General features: G+C 74.0%; 12 protein-coding genes and 3 tRNA genes. 11 read left to right on the top strand and 4 right to left on the bottom strand.

What is annotated here, in order from left to right; all coding sequences use genetic code 11:
- Positions 1–38: 38 nt before the first annotated feature.
- A complete protein-coding gene (locus tag JN535_RS08255; protein ID WP_307868425.1) occupies positions 39–1,652 on the bottom strand; it encodes a pyridoxal phosphate-dependent decarboxylase family protein in 1,614 nt (537 codons plus the stop codon).
- Positions 1,618–3,075: an MFS transporter gene (locus tag JN535_RS08250; RefSeq protein ID WP_205204937.1), complete on the bottom strand. Its 1,458-nt coding sequence runs from the start codon at positions 3,073–3,075 to the stop codon at positions 1,618–1,620. Before JN535_RS08250 ends, JN535_RS08255 begins: the two co-directional genes overlap by 35 nt.
- A 130-nt stretch (positions 3,076–3,205) precedes the next feature.
- Between JN535_RS08250 and trxA the strand changes: the two genes are divergently transcribed.
- Complete coding sequence (gene trxA, locus JN535_RS08245; RefSeq protein WP_205204935.1) at positions 3,206–3,589, top strand: thioredoxin; 384 nt, start codon at positions 3,206–3,208, stop codon at positions 3,587–3,589.
- 260 nt (positions 3,590–3,849) lie between these two features.
- Here trxA and JN535_RS08240 read toward each other — a convergent pair.
- Both JN535_RS08240 and bcp read right to left on the bottom strand, forming a co-directional pair.
- Positions 3,850–3,931, bottom strand: a tRNA-Leu gene (locus JN535_RS08240).
- A gap of 97 nt (positions 3,932–4,028) precedes the next feature.
- Positions 4,029–4,505 carry a thioredoxin-dependent thiol peroxidase gene (gene bcp / locus JN535_RS08235; protein WP_205204933.1) on the bottom strand — a complete coding sequence of 159 codons (477 nt, stop codon included), beginning with the start codon at positions 4,503–4,505 and terminating at the stop codon, positions 4,029–4,031.
- Between the two features lie 74 nt (positions 4,506–4,579).
- On the opposite strand from bcp, the gene JN535_RS08230 reads away from it, so the two are divergent.
- The 10 genes from JN535_RS08230 (at position 4,580) to JN535_RS08185 (ending at position 16,552) form a co-directional block, all read left to right on the top strand.
- Positions 4,580–4,960 carry a GroES family chaperonin gene (locus JN535_RS08230; protein ID WP_374100488.1) on the top strand — a complete coding sequence of 127 codons (381 nt, stop codon included), beginning with the start codon at positions 4,580–4,582 and terminating at the stop codon, positions 4,958–4,960.
- 102 nt (positions 4,961–5,062) lie between these two features.
- Positions 5,063–5,138, top strand: a tRNA-Lys gene (locus tag JN535_RS08225).
- A 125-nt stretch (positions 5,139–5,263) separates the two neighbouring features.
- Positions 5,264–5,336: transfer RNA gene (locus tag JN535_RS08220), tRNA-Lys, on the top strand.
- 218 nt (positions 5,337–5,554) lie between these two features.
- Positions 5,555–9,358, top strand: a complete 3,804-nt coding sequence (locus JN535_RS08215) for a metallophosphoesterase (protein WP_205204931.1) — start codon at positions 5,555–5,557, stop codon at positions 9,356–9,358.
- A 460-nt stretch (positions 9,359–9,818) separates the two neighbouring features.
- Positions 9,819–11,129 (top strand): TrpB-like pyridoxal phosphate-dependent enzyme, encoded by a 1,311-nt coding sequence (locus JN535_RS08210; RefSeq protein ID WP_205204929.1) that lies wholly within the window; start codon positions 9,819–9,821, stop codon positions 11,127–11,129.
- Between the two features lie 61 nt (positions 11,130–11,190).
- Entirely contained in the window at positions 11,191–12,000 is an 810-nt protein-coding gene (gene trmB / locus JN535_RS08205; protein WP_205204927.1) for a tRNA (guanosine(46)-N7)-methyltransferase TrmB, read from the top strand.
- A gap of 185 nt (positions 12,001–12,185) precedes the next feature.
- Positions 12,186–12,536 (top strand): DUF485 domain-containing protein, encoded by a 351-nt coding sequence (locus JN535_RS08200; protein WP_205204926.1) that lies wholly within the window; start codon positions 12,186–12,188, stop codon positions 12,534–12,536.
- A complete protein-coding gene (locus JN535_RS08195) occupies positions 12,533–14,179 on the top strand; it encodes a solute symporter family protein (protein WP_205204925.1) in 1,647 nt (548 codons plus the stop codon). Before JN535_RS08200 ends, JN535_RS08195 begins: the two co-directional genes overlap by 4 nt.
- Positions 14,180–14,351: 172 nt before the next feature.
- On the top strand, positions 14,352–14,918 hold the full coding sequence (locus JN535_RS08190; protein ID WP_205204924.1) for an AAA family ATPase: 567 nt from the start codon (positions 14,352–14,354) through the stop codon (positions 14,916–14,918).
- Between the two features lie 53 nt (positions 14,919–14,971).
- Complete coding sequence (locus JN535_RS08185) at positions 14,972–16,552, top strand: dihydrolipoyl dehydrogenase family protein (RefSeq protein WP_205204923.1); 1,581 nt, start codon at positions 14,972–14,974, stop codon at positions 16,550–16,552.
- The last annotated feature ends 51 nt before the right edge of the window (positions 16,553–16,603 follow it).

Below are 16,603 nucleotides of genomic sequence, written 5' to 3'. Positions count from 1 at the left end.
ACTGTTCTACCCCGTGCGGTGCGCGGCGGCGAGTCCGCTCACGGCGCGCCGGGCGCGGAGGGCGGCTCGGCGACCCGCGCGACGATCTCGACGAGGGCGCGCTCCGCGACCGGCGCCGGCAGCACCTCCATCACGGCCATGAGCGGCGCGAGCCGGTCGGGCAGCACCGAGCGGCTCTCCTCGTGGCGCTGTCCGCCGTCCGCGACGAGCGCCGCGAGCAGCGCCTCCCAGACGGCGTCCGCGGTGGGCTCCGCGGGGGCGTCGCCCGGGGCCGCGGCGAAGGCCCCGCCGAGCGCGCCGAGGACGGCGCCCACGTCTGGGCGCGGCTCGCCGCGCACGGCGTCGGCGCCCCGGACGAGCGCCGCCACCAGGTCGTCGAGGCCGGACTCCGTGACGGGGGTCACCGTGAGGTGGGTCGTGTGCGGCAGGCGCGTGCCGTCGTCCTGCGCGAGCCCGGGCTGGGGCTGGAGGACCCACCCGAGCGAGCGGACGGCGTCGGCCCAGTGGTGCGGGTCGACCTGCCGCGGGGACGGCACGGACTCGTCGCAGGCCACCGCGACCAGGGGACCGGTCGGGTGGCCGACGACGCGCAGACCGTCGATCCCCTCGATCGCGTCACGCAGGACCCGGGTCGCGCGCACGCAGCGCGCGGTGAGGGCCGTGTAGCCGGGGACGCCGAGCGCCTGGCTCACGGCCCAGGCGGCGGCGAGCGGGGCGGCCGAGCGCGAGCCCGACGTCGTGGGGTTCACGACGGGGTAGCCCGGCCAGCCGGTGGTCGCGAAGAACTGGCGGCGCTGCCGGTCGCGGCCGCGGACGAGCAGGACCGACGTGCCCTTGGGGGCGTAGCCGTACTTGTGCACGTCGGCGGAGATGCTCGTCACGCCCGCGACCGAGAAGTCGAACGCCGGCACGTCCTCGCCGCCGGCGCCCTCCCAGAACGGCAGGACCCAGCCGCCCACGCACGCGTCGACGTGCACGGGCACGCCCCGCGCCGCGGCCGCCGCGGCGACCTCGGCGACCGGGTCGACGACGCCGTGCGGGTACGACGGCGCGGACACGACGACCAGCGCGACGTCGTCGTCGAGCTGCGCGACGAGGTCGGCGGCGGCAAGGGTCCCGGTCGCCGGGTCGACCGGCACGAGCGTGAGGTCGACGTCGAGGTACTGCGCGGCCTTGCGGAACGCGGCGTGCACGCTCACCGGGGCGACGACGCGCGGGCGGAGGTCGGGCCGGGCCGCGCGGGCGGTGTCGCGGGCGATCTTCACCGCGAGCAGGCAGCTCTCGGTCCCGCCGGACGTCACCGAGCCCACGACCGCGTCCGGCCCCGTCGCGGGACCGCGGAGCATGGTCCGGGCGAACGCGACGAGCTCGGACTCCATGACGGCGACCGACGTGAACGTCGTCGGGTCCAGACCGTTGACGGGCTGGACCGCGCGGGCGGCCGCGGCGGCGAGCTCGTCGAGCTCGGCGAGGCCCGGGTCGTAGACGTAGGACAGGACGCGGCCCCCGTGCGTCGGGGCGTCGGCGGCGCGGAGTGCGGCGAGCCGGTCGAGGATCCCGTCGGTGCGCAGGGGGACGTCGCCGGTCGGGGCTGCCGACAGGCACTCCGAGGAGGGGTCAGTCGCGGGCTCGGTCGGTGGGGGCGTGGTCACGCGGCAGCTCCGGTGCTGTGTCGTCGATGTCCCCCTTGCGCAGACCGTACCGTACGAGCGGTGCGAGGCTCGCCAGCACGAGGACGGCAGGGACGACCGAGAACGACAGGGCGATGCCGTCGACGGCGGCGGCCGGCTGCGTGACGGTCTCGCCCGCCCGCGTCGACACGTACCCCGTGACGCCGAGGACGAGCGAGAGCACGGCGGCGCCGAGCGCCATGCCCGTCGTCTCTCCCGCCGTCCAGACGCCGCTGAACGCTCCGCCGCGGCCCTCGCCGTGCGTGCGCGCGTCGTGCGCGATGACGTCGGGGAGCATCGCGAGAGGGAGCGCCTGCATGCCCGCGTAGGCGATCCCGGCGAGCGCGGTCGGCACGTACACCCAGGGACCGGGCGCCCACAGGAGCGGGACCATGCCGAGCGCGGCGGCCGCGAAGAGCACCGTGGCGACGACGAACCCGCGCTCCTTCCCGTCGCGGCGCGCGAGCCGGGTCCACAGCGGCATGCAGAGCAGCGCCGGGGCGATGAGCGCGGCGAAGAGGTAGCTCACCGCGGCCTCGGCGTGCAGCACGTACCGGGCGACGTACGCCGCGCCCGCGAGCATGAGGCCCGTCGCGACCGCCTGGAGGAAGAACGCGGCGAGCAGCGTACGGAACGGCCGCGAGCGGCGCAGGGCGTCGAAGGCCTCGCGGACAGCGAGGGTCCACGCACGCGAGGCGGACGTCGAGGCGGCGGGCGCGAGCGCCGTCGTCGTGCGGGCGGGCGAGCCACCGCCCCGGGCGGTCGGCGTGCGCGCGGCGACGCGCGGAGCCACGCGGGACGCGACGAGCATGCCCGCGCCGATGAGAACCCCGGACACGACGCCCATGACGAGGTAGCCGGAGGTCGAGTCGCCGCCTCCACGCAGAGCCGGGCCCCCGGCGCCGAACAGGAGGATGGCGAACGCGAGCGCCGCGACGCGCCACGCGAGCAGGCGCGTGCGGCCGTCGTAGGTGGGATCCAGCTCCGCGGGGAGCGCGATGTACGGGACCTGGAAGAGGGAGAACGCCGTGGCGGCGAGGAGGAACGCGACGAGCACCCAGATCGCGGCGGCGGTGGGTCCCGCCGCGCCGGGCGCGGCGAACGTCAGTGCGAAGAACACCGGCAGCGTGAGGGCACCGATCGTCATGAAGCGCCGGCGGGAGCCGGTGCGGGCGAGGTCACGGTCGGAGCCGTACCCGATGAACGGGTCGATGACGACGTCCCAGACCTTCGTGCCGGTGACGATGAGCCCCGCGACCGCCGCGGGGACCGCGAGCGCGTCGGTCAGGTACACGAGCAGCACGAGCCCGGGCAGGGTGCCGAAGCCCCCGGTGCCGACGGAGCCGGCGGCGTAGCCCGCGATCGTGGTGCGCGAGAGCCGGGGGACGGTGGTGGCGTTCGTCACAGGGGCAGCGTAGAGGCTGGTGGCGCCCCGGGTCGGCAGGGGCACGGGTCCCGCGGGGAGCGATGCGGGAATACCTGCCGGCGGATCGGTGCTCTACGAGGCAGAACCCCACGTCCGAGGAGGATCACGCATGGCCACGCAGACGCTCACCGAGTCCACGTTCGAGCAGACGATCACCGAGAACGACATCGTGCTCGTCGACTTCTGGGCCGACTGGTGCGGTCCGTGCAAGATGTTCGCGCCCGTGTTCGAGGCGTCGTCGGAGGAGAACCCCGACGTCGTGCACGGCAAGATCGACACCGAGGCGGAGCGCGGTCTCGCGGCGGCCGCCAACATCACGTCGATTCCGACGCTCATGGCCTTCCGCGAGGGCATCCTCGTGTTCTCGCAGCCCGGCGCGCTCCCCGCTCCCGCGCTCAAGCAGGTCGTGGACGCGGTCAAGGGCCTCGACATGGACGACGTCCGCCGCCAGATCGCCGCGGCGAACGACGGCTCCCCGGCGCAGGACGCCTGACCGGCACCGCCCGCGCGTACACGGAACGGCCCGGCACCCTCGAGGTGCCGGGCCGTTCGCGTCTCGGTCAGAGGCCGTCTCGGGCGTGCGGGACGCGCCTCGACGGTGGAAGCCGGTGCCCGCACCGGCAGGGGGCAATGGTGCGGGCACCGGCTATGACCTCAGGCTAGGCGGCCAACTGGACGTGCGTCCAGTTGCTGGCCGGGTGAATCCGGTCGCCGGGCCTCGGTGACCCGCGGACGGGCGCGACCACGCGTCGGTGCGCGAGGCGGGACTCGAACCCGCACGTCCGAGGACACCAGGACCTAAACCTGGCGCGGCTGCCAGTTACGCCACTCGCGCGCGGAGGTCAGTCTACGGCGCGAGCGCCGGCCCCCGGTCGAGTGGCGCGTCCGGGGACGCAGCGCCCGCGCGGGGACGCAGCGCTCGGCCGTGGCGGCTACTTCGGGTCGATGCCCAGGTCGCGGCGCAGCTTCGCGACGTGCCCCGTCGCCTTGACGTTGTACTGCGCGAGCTCGACCTTGCCGTCCGGGTCGACGACGACCGTCGAGCGGATGACCCCCACGACCGTCTTGCCGTAGAGCTTCTTCTCTCCCCATGCCCCGTAGGCCTCGAGGACGCTCTTGTCCGCGTCCGAGACGAGCGGGAAGGTCAGGTGCTCCGCCTCGACGAAGGCCGCGATCTTGTCCACGGGGTCAGGGGAGACCCCGACCACCGAGTACCCGGCGCCCTGGAGCGAGGCGAGGTTGTCGCGGAAGTCGCACGCCTCGGTGGTGCAGCCGGGGGTGCCGGCGGCCGGGTAGAAGTAGACGACGACGTGCTTGCCCCGCAGGTCCGAGAGCGTGACGGTGCTGCCGTCGGCGGCGGGCAGGGTGAAGTCGGGAGCGGTGTCGCCGACGGTGAGGCGCGTGGACATAGATCTCCTTCGGTCCGGCCAGGGTGTGGGTTCGAGCGTAGGTGAGGCGTCGCGGCACCGGTAGCGTTGTGGCTGTGAGCAAGACGACGTCCGCACCCTCCACGTCCTCGTCCCGTCCGTCCTCGGCCCGGCCGGCGGCCCGTGACCTGCCGATCCGGATGCTGCACGACCGGCTGCTCGTCGACCCCGAGGTCGACGCGAGCGAACGGCAGAGCTCGGCGGGCCTCGTCATCCCCGCGACGGCCGTCGGTCCCAAGCGTCTGGCGTGGGCCGTCGTCGTCGCCGCTGGTGAGCACGTTCGCCAGGTCGCGGTGGGTGACCGCGTCCTGTTCGACCCGGACGACCGTGCGGAGGTCGAGCTCGGGGGACGGGACCTCGTGCTGCTGCGCGAGCGTGACGTGCACGCCGTCTCCCAGGAGCTCGAGGAGGACGGTCCGACGGGGCTGTACCTCTAGGCGTGGTCGTGGGGCGCCGTCCGGTGCTGTCGCCGACGTCACATGGGGGCGGGCGGAACGGATTTTCCCGGCGCGCCCACGGCTGCTAGTGTTTTCTCTCGCGCGCCATTAGCTCAATTGGCAGAGCAGCTGACTCTTAATCAGCGGGTTCGGGGTTCGAGTCCCTGATGGCGCACCACCACCGATCGGGCCGTCCGTCTACCGGGCGGCCTGAGCCGTGCCGGTCGAGGGACCGGGGCGGCGGCGAGAGCGGGACTCCTCGTGCAGGAGGCCCCGCGGCCCGCTGGTAGTGTTCCCTCTCGCGCGCCATTAGCTCAATTGGCAGAGCAGCTGACTCTTAATCAGCGGGTTCGGGGTTCGAGTCCCTGATGGCGCACCCTTCGTGACCAGGCCGTCCACCCTCCGGTGGGCGGCCTTCGTCGTCCTCGGGGCGCTGACCCGCCCGGGCACCGGAACGTCTCCCGTCGTTCGGTCCGCGTTCGTCCCGTCTCGTCCGAGAGTTCACCCGTGCCCGGGATGGTCCGGTACGGGTGCGGCCGTCGCCGGCCGGTGGCCGGCCGCACCCGCGCCTGTCGACGACGAAAGGACACCCCGATGCACGACCTCGTGCACACGCCCCGTACCCGCAGAAGACGACGCGCGCTCGCCGCCGTGCTCGGCGCGAGCCTCGCCGTCGGGACGACCGTCCCGCTGGCCGCCGCGGCCCCCGCCGCCACGGCGCCGGGATCCGGTGCCGCCGCCGCGGCCGGTGCCGAGGAGCCGAGCGGCACCCCGGTGCTGCACCCGACCGCGGGGACTTATCTCGACGGCACGGTGCGCGTCGCGGCCGACCCGGTCCGCGCGGGCGACCCCGTCACGACTCTCGCGGTCGACGGCACCGCGCTCGACGCCACCGCGACCCCCGCGACGGCGCGCCTGCTGTTCGACGTCGGCAGCAACTCGATCGAGAAGCGCTACGGCAGCCACGTGCTCGTCAACGGCGAGCGCCTCGAGCTCGACCGCGACATGGTGTCCGAGCGTGTCGTGCTCGACGTCCCGGCCCGGTGGCTCGTGCCGGGCGAGAACGAGGTCCGGTTCGTCGTCGGCGCGATCACGACGTCGTGCGGGACCAACTACGACGACTACGACCTCACGGACGTGTCGCTCGAGCTCCTGGGCGAGACGGCCGACGGCTCCGCGAACAGCTTCTCCTACGCGTTCGGCGACGGCTCGTGCGGCACCAACACGTCGCGCGTGCTCTCGGCGGACCTCGTGTTCGACCTCGAGCAGGACCCGGCGGCCACGACCGGTCTGGCCGCGGAGCTCGACACGACGACGCTCGAGAACGGCGCCCACACGCTCACCGCGACGACCGTCGGCGGCGCGACCGCGTCGAGCGCGGTGACCGTGAACAACGGGACGCCGGGCGCCCCCGTCATCGTGCCCGCGGACGGTGCGCTGCTGCACGGTCCGCAGACCCTCCTCGCGACGCCGCCCGCCGGTGGCGACGCGCCCGCGGGCATCGAGCTCGACGGCGCCCCGCTGACGACGGCCGAGACGCTCGGCGCGGGCGCGTCGCAGTTCGTCTTCACCGTGGGCTCGAACTCGATCGAGGCGCGCTACACCAACCACCTGCTCGTCAACGGGCAGCGCATCGACCTCGTGGACCGCGACTACGTGAGCGAGACGGTGCGGATCGACGTCCCCAACGCGTACCTGTCACCGGGCCGCAACACGGTCCGCTTCGTCACGGGCACGTACCCCACGTCGTGCGGCGACAACCGAGACGACTTCGCGATCTCCGGGATCGCGCTCGACGTGACCGACGGCACGGCGACCGGCGTGGGCATCGCGCCGTCGTACTCGATGGGCGACGGCGACTGCGGGACGAGCACGACGAAGCCCCGCGAGGTCGACCTGGTCTTCGACGTCGCGCGGGACGCGGACGCGCCCGCGACCGGCCTGCGCGCCGACGTCGACACGACGACGCTCGCCGACGGCGAGCACACGATCACGGCGGCGACCGCCGCCGGCGCCGCGGCGCGCCGCACGGTCACGACCGACAACACCGGTCCCGCGGTCGTCACGAGCACCCCTGCCGCGGGTGCGGAGCTCGCCACGGCGACGAGCCTCGCGGTCGAGCTCGCGGACGCGTCCGGTGTCCTGTCCGGCCCCGACGTCACGCTCGACGGCGCGCCGATCGAGCTCGGCGCACCCGTCGGCCCGGGGCTCGCCCCGGGCGCGCACACGCTCGTCGTGACCGCGACGGACGTGCTCGGCAACGCGAGCACCCACGAGATCGCCTTCACGAGCCTCGGCGTGCCCGACGTCCCGACCGACCTGGCCCCGGCGCACGGCACGCGCGACGTCGCGGGGAGCGTCGACCTGTCGGCGCGCGTCACGGCGCCCGGCGGCGGCGACGTCACCGCCACGTTCTCCCGCGCCGACGTCACCGCCCCCACGCTCGTCGCCCAGGGCGAGTCGGCCGAGGTGCCGACGACGCTCCCGGTCGAGGGCGAGCAGCCCGCCGCGGCGGATGCGCTCGCACCGGGCGACGACCTGACCCTCGACTCCCCGCAGAGCCGCGACGTCACCTACCAGCGCTTCGAGCTGCCTGCCGACGGCGACACGGCCGGCCAGGTCGCGCGCTGGGAGGGCGTCGTCGACCCGCAGCGGCTCGCGACGCTGCACCTGTGGGACGGGGAGCGCTGGGAGGCGCTCGCCTCCGCGCGCGGCGCCGCCGAGGGGACGACGTCGCTGAGCGCCGTGCTGGGGAGCGGTGCCGCGATCGACGGGACGGTGCACGTCCTCGTGACCGGGACCGACCCGTTCGCCGACGACATCGCCGCCGGCGGCTCGCGCGACGAGACCGACTTCGCGCCGCGCGAGGACTACGACTTCTCGCTCGTGCACTTCACGGACACGCAGTACCTCTCCGAGGGCGCGGTCGAGCAGGAGACGGCCGAGGAGCGTGCCGTGTGGGCGAAGGCCTACACGGACCTCACGCAGTGGGTCGTGGACAACGCCGAGGAGCGCGGCATCGCGTACGTCGGGCACACGGGCGACGTGAACGAGAACTACACCCGTGTGCCCGCCGACGACGCGATGGCGGACCAGATCCGCGGCGAGTACGAGTTCTCGTCGTCCGCGCAGAGGATCCTCGACGAGGCGAACATCCCCAACGGCGTGCTCGCCGGCAACCACGACAACCTCACGGGTCAGGACAACGGGCCCGGGGCGTTGTTCAACGAGTTCTACGGCCCCGAGCGGTACGAGGCCCTGTCCGCGGGCTGGGAGGACGCCTCCTACGGCGGCCCCTGGCGCGAGGGCGACAACCAGAACCACTACGACCTGTTCACCGCAGGTGGGCTCGACTTCGTCGCGGTGTACCTGTCGTACGGCGTGACGGACGAGGAGGCGGCCTGGGCGGACGGCGTCCTCAAGCAGTTCCCCGACCGCAACGCGGTCGTCCTCACGCACGACTACCTCGTGCCGAGCACCAACCCCGACGGCCGTGACTCGGAGATCTCGACCCCGGACGGCCGCCTCGTGCACGCCAAGGTCGTCGAGCCGAACCCGAACGTGTTCCTCGTCCTCGCGGGTCACCGTCACGGCGTGGGCATCAACGTGCGTCAGGACGTCGGGGCGCCGGGCAGCGGCGTCGTCGAGCTGCTCGCCGACTACCAGTTCTACGAGGTCACCGCCGAGGAGGCGGGGCTCACCGAGATCGGCGGGTACACGCCCGAGGAGGGCCTGCGGCTCGGCGCAAGCTTCCTGCGCCTGCTCCAGTTCGACGTCGACCGCTCCGAGATGATCGTCGACACCTACTCGCCGTGGCTCGAGAACTTCGGCGCCACCGAGTACGACGACGAGCAGCGCTACGACGGCCGCGAGGACGACTTCACCGTCCCCGTCGACCTCACGTCGCGCGTCACGACCCTCGCGACCGACGCGGTGTCGCTCTCCGCGCCGGGCGAGGAGATCGGCCGTGCGACCGTGCCCTCGGGCGAGGTCGCGACGGTCACCTGGGACGGGCTCGAGCCGGGCGCGCTCCACGCGTGGACCGTCACGGCCACGAGCGCGGGCGGCGGCACCGCCGTCTCGCCCGTGAGCACGTTCACGACGGCGCCCGCCGGGAGCGGGCTCGTCGTCGAGACGACGGCGCGCAGCCAGTGCCTGGCCGGCAAGGCCTACGTCGCGGTCCGCGCCCTCAACGCGGACACCGTGCCCGTCGACGTCACGCTGAGCACGCCGTACGGCGAGCGCACCGTGACGGGAGTCCGGCCCGGCGCGTCGGCGTACCAGGCCTTCGCTGTCCGCTCGCCGCAGGTCGCGGCGGGCAGCGCGCACGTCGCTGCGACGGGCGACGGCCGCACGTTCGCGGGCGACGTCGCGTACGACGCGCTCGCGTGCGGCTGACACGGCGACGCGCCGTGACCCGGGCGGCTCGGTCGACCGGGTGATGCCGCACGACGCCAGGTGAGGACCGGCCCCCGAGCACACGTGCTCGGGGGCCGGTCCGTCGTCCGCGCGACCCCGCCCCGATCCGGCGTCGACGATCGACCCCTTCCCGGGGTCGAGCATGAGGGGCAGCACCGCGCGCGAGCCGTGTGCCGGCACCCGCGCGCGAGGGCGATCGTCCCCGAGCCGGTGCGGTGGCCCCGCAGGCGGTGTCCCGACCCGCGCGCGCCGGGGTAGGGTCGGCGACGTGACGCACCCGTCCGTGACCCTCTGGTGGCCGGCCGCCTGACGGCCGGTGACCTGAACCGGCCGTGCCCCGACGACGTGGGCGGCCTCGGGGACCCCGGTGCACGCGTCGTCGGCCCAGCGGCCCTCCCTCCCGAGAACCCCGAGTTCCCTCTGAGCTGGAGCCCCCAGAATGACGACACAGCAGTCTCCCGTCCCCGTCCGGTCCCTCGAGCCGACCGGTGCGGAGGTGCCCTCGACCGTCCCGACGCACTGGTACAACCTCGCCGCGGACCTGCCGGAGCCCGTGCCCCCGCACCTGCACCCCGGAACGCGCGAGCCCCTCACGCCCGACGACCTCGCGCCGCTGTTCCCGCTCGCGCTCGTCCAGCAGGAGGTGACGACCGAGCGCTACGTCGAGATCCCGCAGACGATCCGCGAGATCTACGCGCTCTGGCGGCCGTCGCCCCTCGTGCGCGCGCGACGCCTCGAGCGGGCCCTGGGCACCCCGGCCCGGATCTACTACAAGTACGAGGGCGTGAGCCCGGTCGGGTCGCACAAGCCGAACACCGCGGTCGCGCAGGCGTACTACAACGCGATCGAGGGCACGACGAAGCTCACGACCGAGACGGGCGCGGGCCAGTGGGGCGCGTCGCTGTCCTTCGCGGGTGCGCTGCTCGGGCTCGACGTCGAGGTGTGGCAGGTGCGTGCGTCGTACGACGCCAAGCCGTACCGCCGCGCGCAGATGGAGGTCTACGGCGGGATCTGCCACCCGTCGCCGTCGGACCTCACCGAGGCAGGTCGCGCGATGCTCGCCGCCGACCCGGGGACGACGGGCTCGCTCGGCATGGCGATCAGCGAGGCGGTGGAGACGGCGGCCAAGGACCCGGCGGCGCACTACGCGCTGGGGAGCGTGCTCAACCACGTCATGCTGCACCAGAGCGTCATCGGCCAGGAGGCGCTCGTCCAACTCGACGAGGCGGGCGAGGGCGCGCCGGACGTCGTCTTCGGGTGCGCGGGCGGCGGGTCCAACCTCGCGGGCCTCACGTTCCCGTTCCTGGGGCGCAACCTGCGCGAGGGCACGACGACGCGGCTCGTCGCGTGCGAGCCGGCCGCGTGCCCGTCGCTGACGCAGGGCGAGTACCGCTACGACTTCGGTGACGTCGCGGGCCTCACGCCGCTGCTCAAGATGCACACGCTCGGCAAGGACTTCGTCCCGCCGGCGATCCACGCAGGCGGCCTGCGCTACCACGGCATGTCGCCGATGGTGTCGCACGCGGTGAACCTCGGGCTCATGGACGCGGTCGCCGTCGACCAGGACGAGGCGTTCACGGCCGGGACGCTGTTCGCGCGCAGCGAGGGCATCATCCCGGCGCCCGAGTCGACGCACGCCGTCGCGGCCGCGGTCGTGCACGCGCGCGCGGCGACCGAGCCCGAGGTGATCGTGCTCGGGCTGTCGGGGAACGGCGTCCTCGACCTGCCCGCGTACGCGGCGTACGTCTGACGGGCGCCGCCGGGCGCCTCGCGCGGTACGTCCCCGCGCGAGGCGCCCGTACCCTGGTGCGGTGCCCGAGCCGACCCCCGAGACCCTCGACGCCCACGCGACCGACGCGCCGTCCGTGACGCCCGGCGGCGACCGACCGCGCTACCGGACCCAGCCCGTGTCGTTCGTCCGGCGCAGCGGGCGCCTCGCGCCGCGCCAGCAGCGCGCGTGGGACGCCCACCGGGACCGCTACGTCGTCGACGTGCCGCGCGACGTCGCGCGCACGTCCGTCGACCCCGACTTCGTGCTCGACGTCGCGGGGACGTTCGGTCGCCACGCGCGCCTCGTCGTGGAGATCGGGTCCGGCCAGGGCGAGGCCGTGGTCGCGGCGGCCGAGCGCGAGCCGGACACCAACTTCCTCGCCGTCGAGGTCTACACCCCGGGCCTCGCGCAGACCGTGCTGCGCGCGTCGCAGCGCGACCTGACGAACGTGCGTCTGGTCCAGGCGAACGCGGCCGAGCTGCTGGCGACGGCGCTGCCCGCGGGGAGCGTCGACGAGCTGTGGGTGTTCTTCCCGGACCCGTGGCACAAGTCCCGCCATCACAAGCGCCGCCTCGTGACGCCGTCGTTCGCGGCGCTCGCCGAGCGCGTCCTGCGGTCGCCGGAGGAGGGCGACGACGGTCGGCCCGGCGGCAGACTGCGGCTCGCCACGGACTGGGCCGAGTACGCCGAGCAGATGATCGACGTGCTCGACGCCGCGCCGGGGTTGCGCAACGTGCACGGCCCGGGGGGCGTCGCGCCGCGCTTCGCGGGGCGCGTGCTCACCGGGTTCGAGCGCAAGGGCGAGAAGGCGGGCCGCGTCATCACCGACCTGGAGTACGCGCGCGTCTGACGCGTCGGGGCCCGGCTCCCGACCGGCCGCGCGGAGTCCTTGCGGACAGAAGTGATCTACGGCACATTGTGCCGGGGGCGGAACGTCGCCCCGGGCACGCAGTGTCGCGTGCGGTCGCGTCGACAGGTGGCCGTCTGCGGGTGCGGGCTCTGTGTCAGTCCACGGAATGAGCCAACGGAGGCGTCATGACCGACGTGACGGCCGTCCCCGGAACGGGGCCCGCCGACGAGACCGACTACCAGCGCGTGCAACGCTCGCCCGAGTTCCAGGACCTGCGCCGACGCTTCCGGAACTTCGTGTTCCCGATGACGGCGCTGTTCCTCGTGTGGTACTTCGTCTACGTCCTGCTGGCGAACTACGCGCACGACTTCATGAGCATCCGGGTGTGGGGGAACATCACGGTGGGGCTGCTCTTCGGCCTCGGCCAGTTCGTGTCCACGTTCGCGATCACCATGATCTACGCGCGCTGGGCCAACAAGCGCTTCGACGCCGCGGCGGACGAGCTGCGCCGGGAGATCGAGGAGGACGGACTGTGAGCGCTCACCTCCTGGCCGCTGAGGCCACCGACGTCGGGAACCCGGTCGTCAACGTCGCGATCTTCGGCGTCTTCGTCGCCGTGACGCTCGTCATCGTGCTGCGCGCGTCGCGGCAGAACAAGTCCGCCGCGGACTACTACGCGGGCGGACGATCGTTCACCGGACCGCAGAACGGCACCGCCATCGCGGGCGACTACCTCTCCGCCGCGAGCTTCCTCGGCATCTGCGGCGCCATCGCGATCAACGGGTACGACGGCTTCCTCTACTCGATCGGGTTCCTCGTCGCGTGGCTCGTCGCGCTGCTGCTCGTCGCCGAGCTGCTGCGCAACACGGGCAAGTTCACGATGGCGGACGTGCTGTCGTTCCGGCTCAGGCAGCGCCCCGTGCGCATGGCGGCGGCGATCGCGACCCTGGCCGTCGTGTTCTTCTACCTGCTCGCGCAGATGGCCGGCGCGGGCGGGCTCGTGGCCCTGCTGCTCGGCGTCGACTCCACCGCGGGACAGAGCGTCGTCGTCGCCGTCGTGGGGGCGCTCATGATCCTCTACGTCCTGGTCGGCGGCATGAAGGGCACCACGTGGGTGCAGATCATCAAGGCCGTGCTGCTCATCGCGGGCGCCGCCGTCATGACGGTGTGGGTGCTCGCCAAGTTCGGCTTCAACCTGTCCGACCTGCTCCAGGGAGCGATCGACAAGGCCGGTCCGGGTGGCGAGGCGCTCGTCGAGCCGGGCAAGCAGTACGGCGCGACGGGCACGACCAAGCTCGACTTCCTCTCGCTCGCCCTGGCCCTCGTGCTCGGCACGGCCGGGCTGCCGCACGTGCTCATGCGCTTCTACACCGTGCCGTCGGCCAAGGAGGCGCGCCGCTCGGTCGTCTGGGCGATCTGGCTCATCGGCATCTTCTACCTGTTCACGCTCGTCCTCGGCTACGGCGCCGGGGCGCTCGTGGGGCCGGAGACCATCAGCGCGGCACCAGGCGGCGTGAACTCGGCGGCGCCGCTGCTCGCGTTCGCCCTCGGGGGCGAGATCCTGCTCGGGTTCATCTCCGCCGTCGCGTTCGCGACGATCCTCGCCGTCGTGGCGGGCCTGACGATCACCGCGGCGGCGAGCTTCGCGCACGACATCTATGCCAACGTCATCAAGCGCGGCGAGGTGAAGCCGGACGGGGAGGTCAAGGTCGCGCGCATCACGGTCGTCGTCATCGGGATCCTCGCGATCCTCGGCGGCATCTTCGCGCAGGGCCAGAACGTGGCGTTCCTCGTGGCACTCGCGTTCGCGGTCGCGGCGAGCGCCAACCTGCCGACGATCCTCTACTCGCTGTTCTGGAAGCGGTTCAACACGTCCGGGGCGCTGTGGAGCATGTACGGCGGGCTGATCTCGTGCGTCGTGCTCATCGCGTTCTCGCCCGTCGTCTCGGGCAAGGTGGACCCGGTGACGGGCGCGAGCCTGTCGATGATCAAGAACGCCGACATCGACTTCGCGATCTTCCCGCTAAGCAACCCCGGCATCGTCTCGATCCCGCTCGCCTTCCTCCTCGGGATCCTCGGCACGCTGCTCAGTAAGGAGAAGCCGCACCCGGAGAAGTTCGCCGAGATGGAGGTCCGCTCGCTCACGGGCGCCGGTGCCGAGAAGGCGGTCACGCACTAGCGGGGGCGCTCCTCTCTCCGCTCGACGGATGCCCCCGGTCGTGTCCGGACCGGGGGCATCCCGCACCTGGGCCGCGCCCGCGCGACCCTCGCGCCGCGAACCCGCCGCTCCGACGTCGCCTCCCGCCGCAATCCCGTCGCCGTCGGTACGCCCCGCGACGTACGGTCGCGCCATGACGTCCGCGACCCCGCCCGCCCTCGTCGGTCCGGCGGGCGCGCCGGCGCCGGTCCTCGTCGTCACCGGGGCGATGGCCTCGGGCAAGTCGACCGTCGCCGACGCGCTCGCCCGGACGTTCCCGCTGGCGGCGCACGTGCGCGGCGACATGTTCCGTCGGTTCCTCGTGAGCGGGCAGGCCTCGATGGCGCCGCCCCTGTCGGCCACGGCCCGAGCCCAGCTCGACCTGCGGCAGGCGCTGGCGGCCCAGGCCGCGGACACGTACGCGGCTGCGGGCGTGGCCGCCGTCGTCCAAGACATCCTGCTCGGTCCCGACCTGGAGCGCTTCACGGCGCGCGTGCGCACGCGCCCGTGCTACGCCGTCGTGCTCACGCCTGACGCCGCGACCCTCGCGGCGCGCGACGCGGGCCGGCACAAGCAGGCGTACGGGGCCTGGACGCCCGACGAGTTCGCGGCGGCCGCTCGCGCGACGCCGGGCGGACTGCACCTCGACACCACGGGGTGGACCGTCGCCGAGACCGTGCGGCAGGTCCTCGACCGGCTCGAGGAGGCACGCGTCGCCTGATCCCGTTGCCGTCCCGCTGGGCAGCGAGCGCGAGCCCGCGTGAGGATGGCCCCATGACGACCGACCCGCAGCAGGAGACCGCGCGCGACGAGACCTACGACGTGATCGTGATCGGCGGCGGGCCCGTCGGCGAGAACGTCGCCGACCGTGCCGGGCGCACGGGCCTGAGCGTCGCGCTCGTCGAGGCCGAGCTCGTGGGGGGCGAGTGCTCGTACTGGGCGTGCATCCCCTCCAAGACCCTCCTGCGCCCGGGCGCGGTACGCGCCGAGGCGCAGGGTGTGCCCGGGGTCGGCGTCGAGGACGACCTCGACGTCCGCACGGTCCTCGCGCGTCGCGACGCCATGGTCGCGGACTGGGACGACGCGGGGCAGGTCTCCTGGGTCGAAGGGGCGGGGATCGCGCTCGTGCGCGGACTCGGGCGTCTCGTCGGGCCACGCCTCGTCGAGGTCGTCCCGGAGGAGTCGGACGCCGACCCCGACGACCTCCCGCGCGCACGGCGCCTCGCGGCCCGGCATGCGGTCGTCGTCGCGACGGGCAGCGTGCCCGTGCTCCCCGACGTGCCCGGCCTCGCCGACGTCAACCCGTGGACCAGCCGCGAGGCGACGGCGGTCGAGGAGGTCCCGGAGTCGATCGCCATCGTGGGCGGGGGCGTCGTCGCGACGGAGATGGCCGTCGCGTTCGCCGACCTCGGGTCCCGCGTCACCGTCCTGGCGCGCGGCGGCCTGCTCGGGCGCACCGAACCCTGGGCGGGCGAAGCGGTGGCCGCGTCGCTGCGGGAGCTCGGCGTCGACGTGCGGCTCGGCGTGGGTGCCGAGTCGGCCGAGGCGCTGCCCGACGGCGGGGTGCGCCTCACGCTCTCGGCCGTCGGGTCGCGGCGGAGCGAGGCCGGCGCCGACGAGGCGCCCGACGTGTCGCCTGTGACCGCGGAGCGGGTGCTCGTGGCGACCGGCCGGGTCCCGCGGACCCACGACCTCGGCGTCGAGGCGGTCGGGCTCGTCCCGGGGCGCGCGCTCGACGTCGACGACACGATGCTCGTCCGAGGGGTGGCACCGGCCGGCTCCGAGGACGGCGGCGGCTGGTTGTACGCCGCGGGCGACGTCACCGGACGCGTCGCGACCACGCACCAGGGCAAGTACCAGGCCCGGGTCGCGGGCGACGTCGTCGCGGCCCGCTTCGGCGACCCGGACGCCGACGGGGCGCCGACGGCGGGGGAGCGCCCGCCCGCCGTCGGGTCGACGCCCGACCCGTGGTCGCGGTTCGCCGCGACGGCCGACGGCGTCGCGTCGCCGCAGGTGGTGTTCACGCGCCCCGAGGTCGCGGCCGTCGGGCACACCGAGGCGTCCGCGCGCGAGGCCGGGATCGACGTGCGGGTCGTGCGGTACGACCTCGCGAACGTCTCCGGCGCCGCCGTGCGCGCCGAGGGCTACGCCGGCAGCGCCCAGCTCGTGGTCGACGCCGCGCGGGAGGTCGTCGTCGGGGCCACCTTCGTCGGCCCGGACGCGGCCGAGATGCTGCACGCTGCGACGATCGCCGTCGTGGGCGAGGTGCCGCTGCGTCGCCTGTGGCACGCGGTGCCGTCGTACCCGACGGTGAGCGAGGTCTGGCTGCGCTTCCTCGAGGAGTACGGGCTGTAGCAGCTCAAGCGCGTCGCACGGGAACGCTGCCCGTGCGCGGGCGAGGTCGCC

This window comes from Cellulosimicrobium cellulans, assembly GCF_016921195.1.
In the GTDB taxonomy this organism is placed as follows: Bacteria; Actinomycetota; Actinomycetes; order Actinomycetales; family Cellulomonadaceae; genus Cellulosimicrobium; species Cellulosimicrobium cellulans_F.
Note: the sequence above shows the minus strand (reverse complement) of the source record. Positions and strands in the feature narration are given on the sequence as shown.

Bases quoted from the DNA above. Each gene is read 5' to 3' on its own strand.
- trxA (WP_205204935.1), top strand. From the start codon at position 3,206: ATGGCCACGCAGACGCTCACCGAGTCCACGTTCGAGCAGACGATCACC.
- bcp (WP_205204933.1), bottom strand. From the start codon at position 4,505: ATGTCCACGCGCCTCACCGTCGGCGACACCGCTCCCGACTTCACCCTG.
- JN535_RS08215 (WP_205204931.1), top strand. From the start codon at position 5,555: ATGCACGACCTCGTGCACACGCCCCGTACCCGCAGAAGACGACGCGCG.
- JN535_RS08210 (WP_205204929.1), top strand. From the start codon at position 9,819: ATGACGACACAGCAGTCTCCCGTCCCCGTCCGGTCCCTCGAGCCGACC.
- JN535_RS08200 (WP_205204926.1), top strand. From the start codon at position 12,186: ATGACCGACGTGACGGCCGTCCCCGGAACGGGGCCCGCCGACGAGACC.
- JN535_RS08190 (WP_205204924.1), top strand. From the start codon at position 14,352: ATGACGTCCGCGACCCCGCCCGCCCTCGTCGGTCCGGCGGGCGCGCCG.
- JN535_RS08185 (WP_205204923.1), top strand. From the start codon at position 14,972: ATGACGACCGACCCGCAGCAGGAGACCGCGCGCGACGAGACCTACGAC.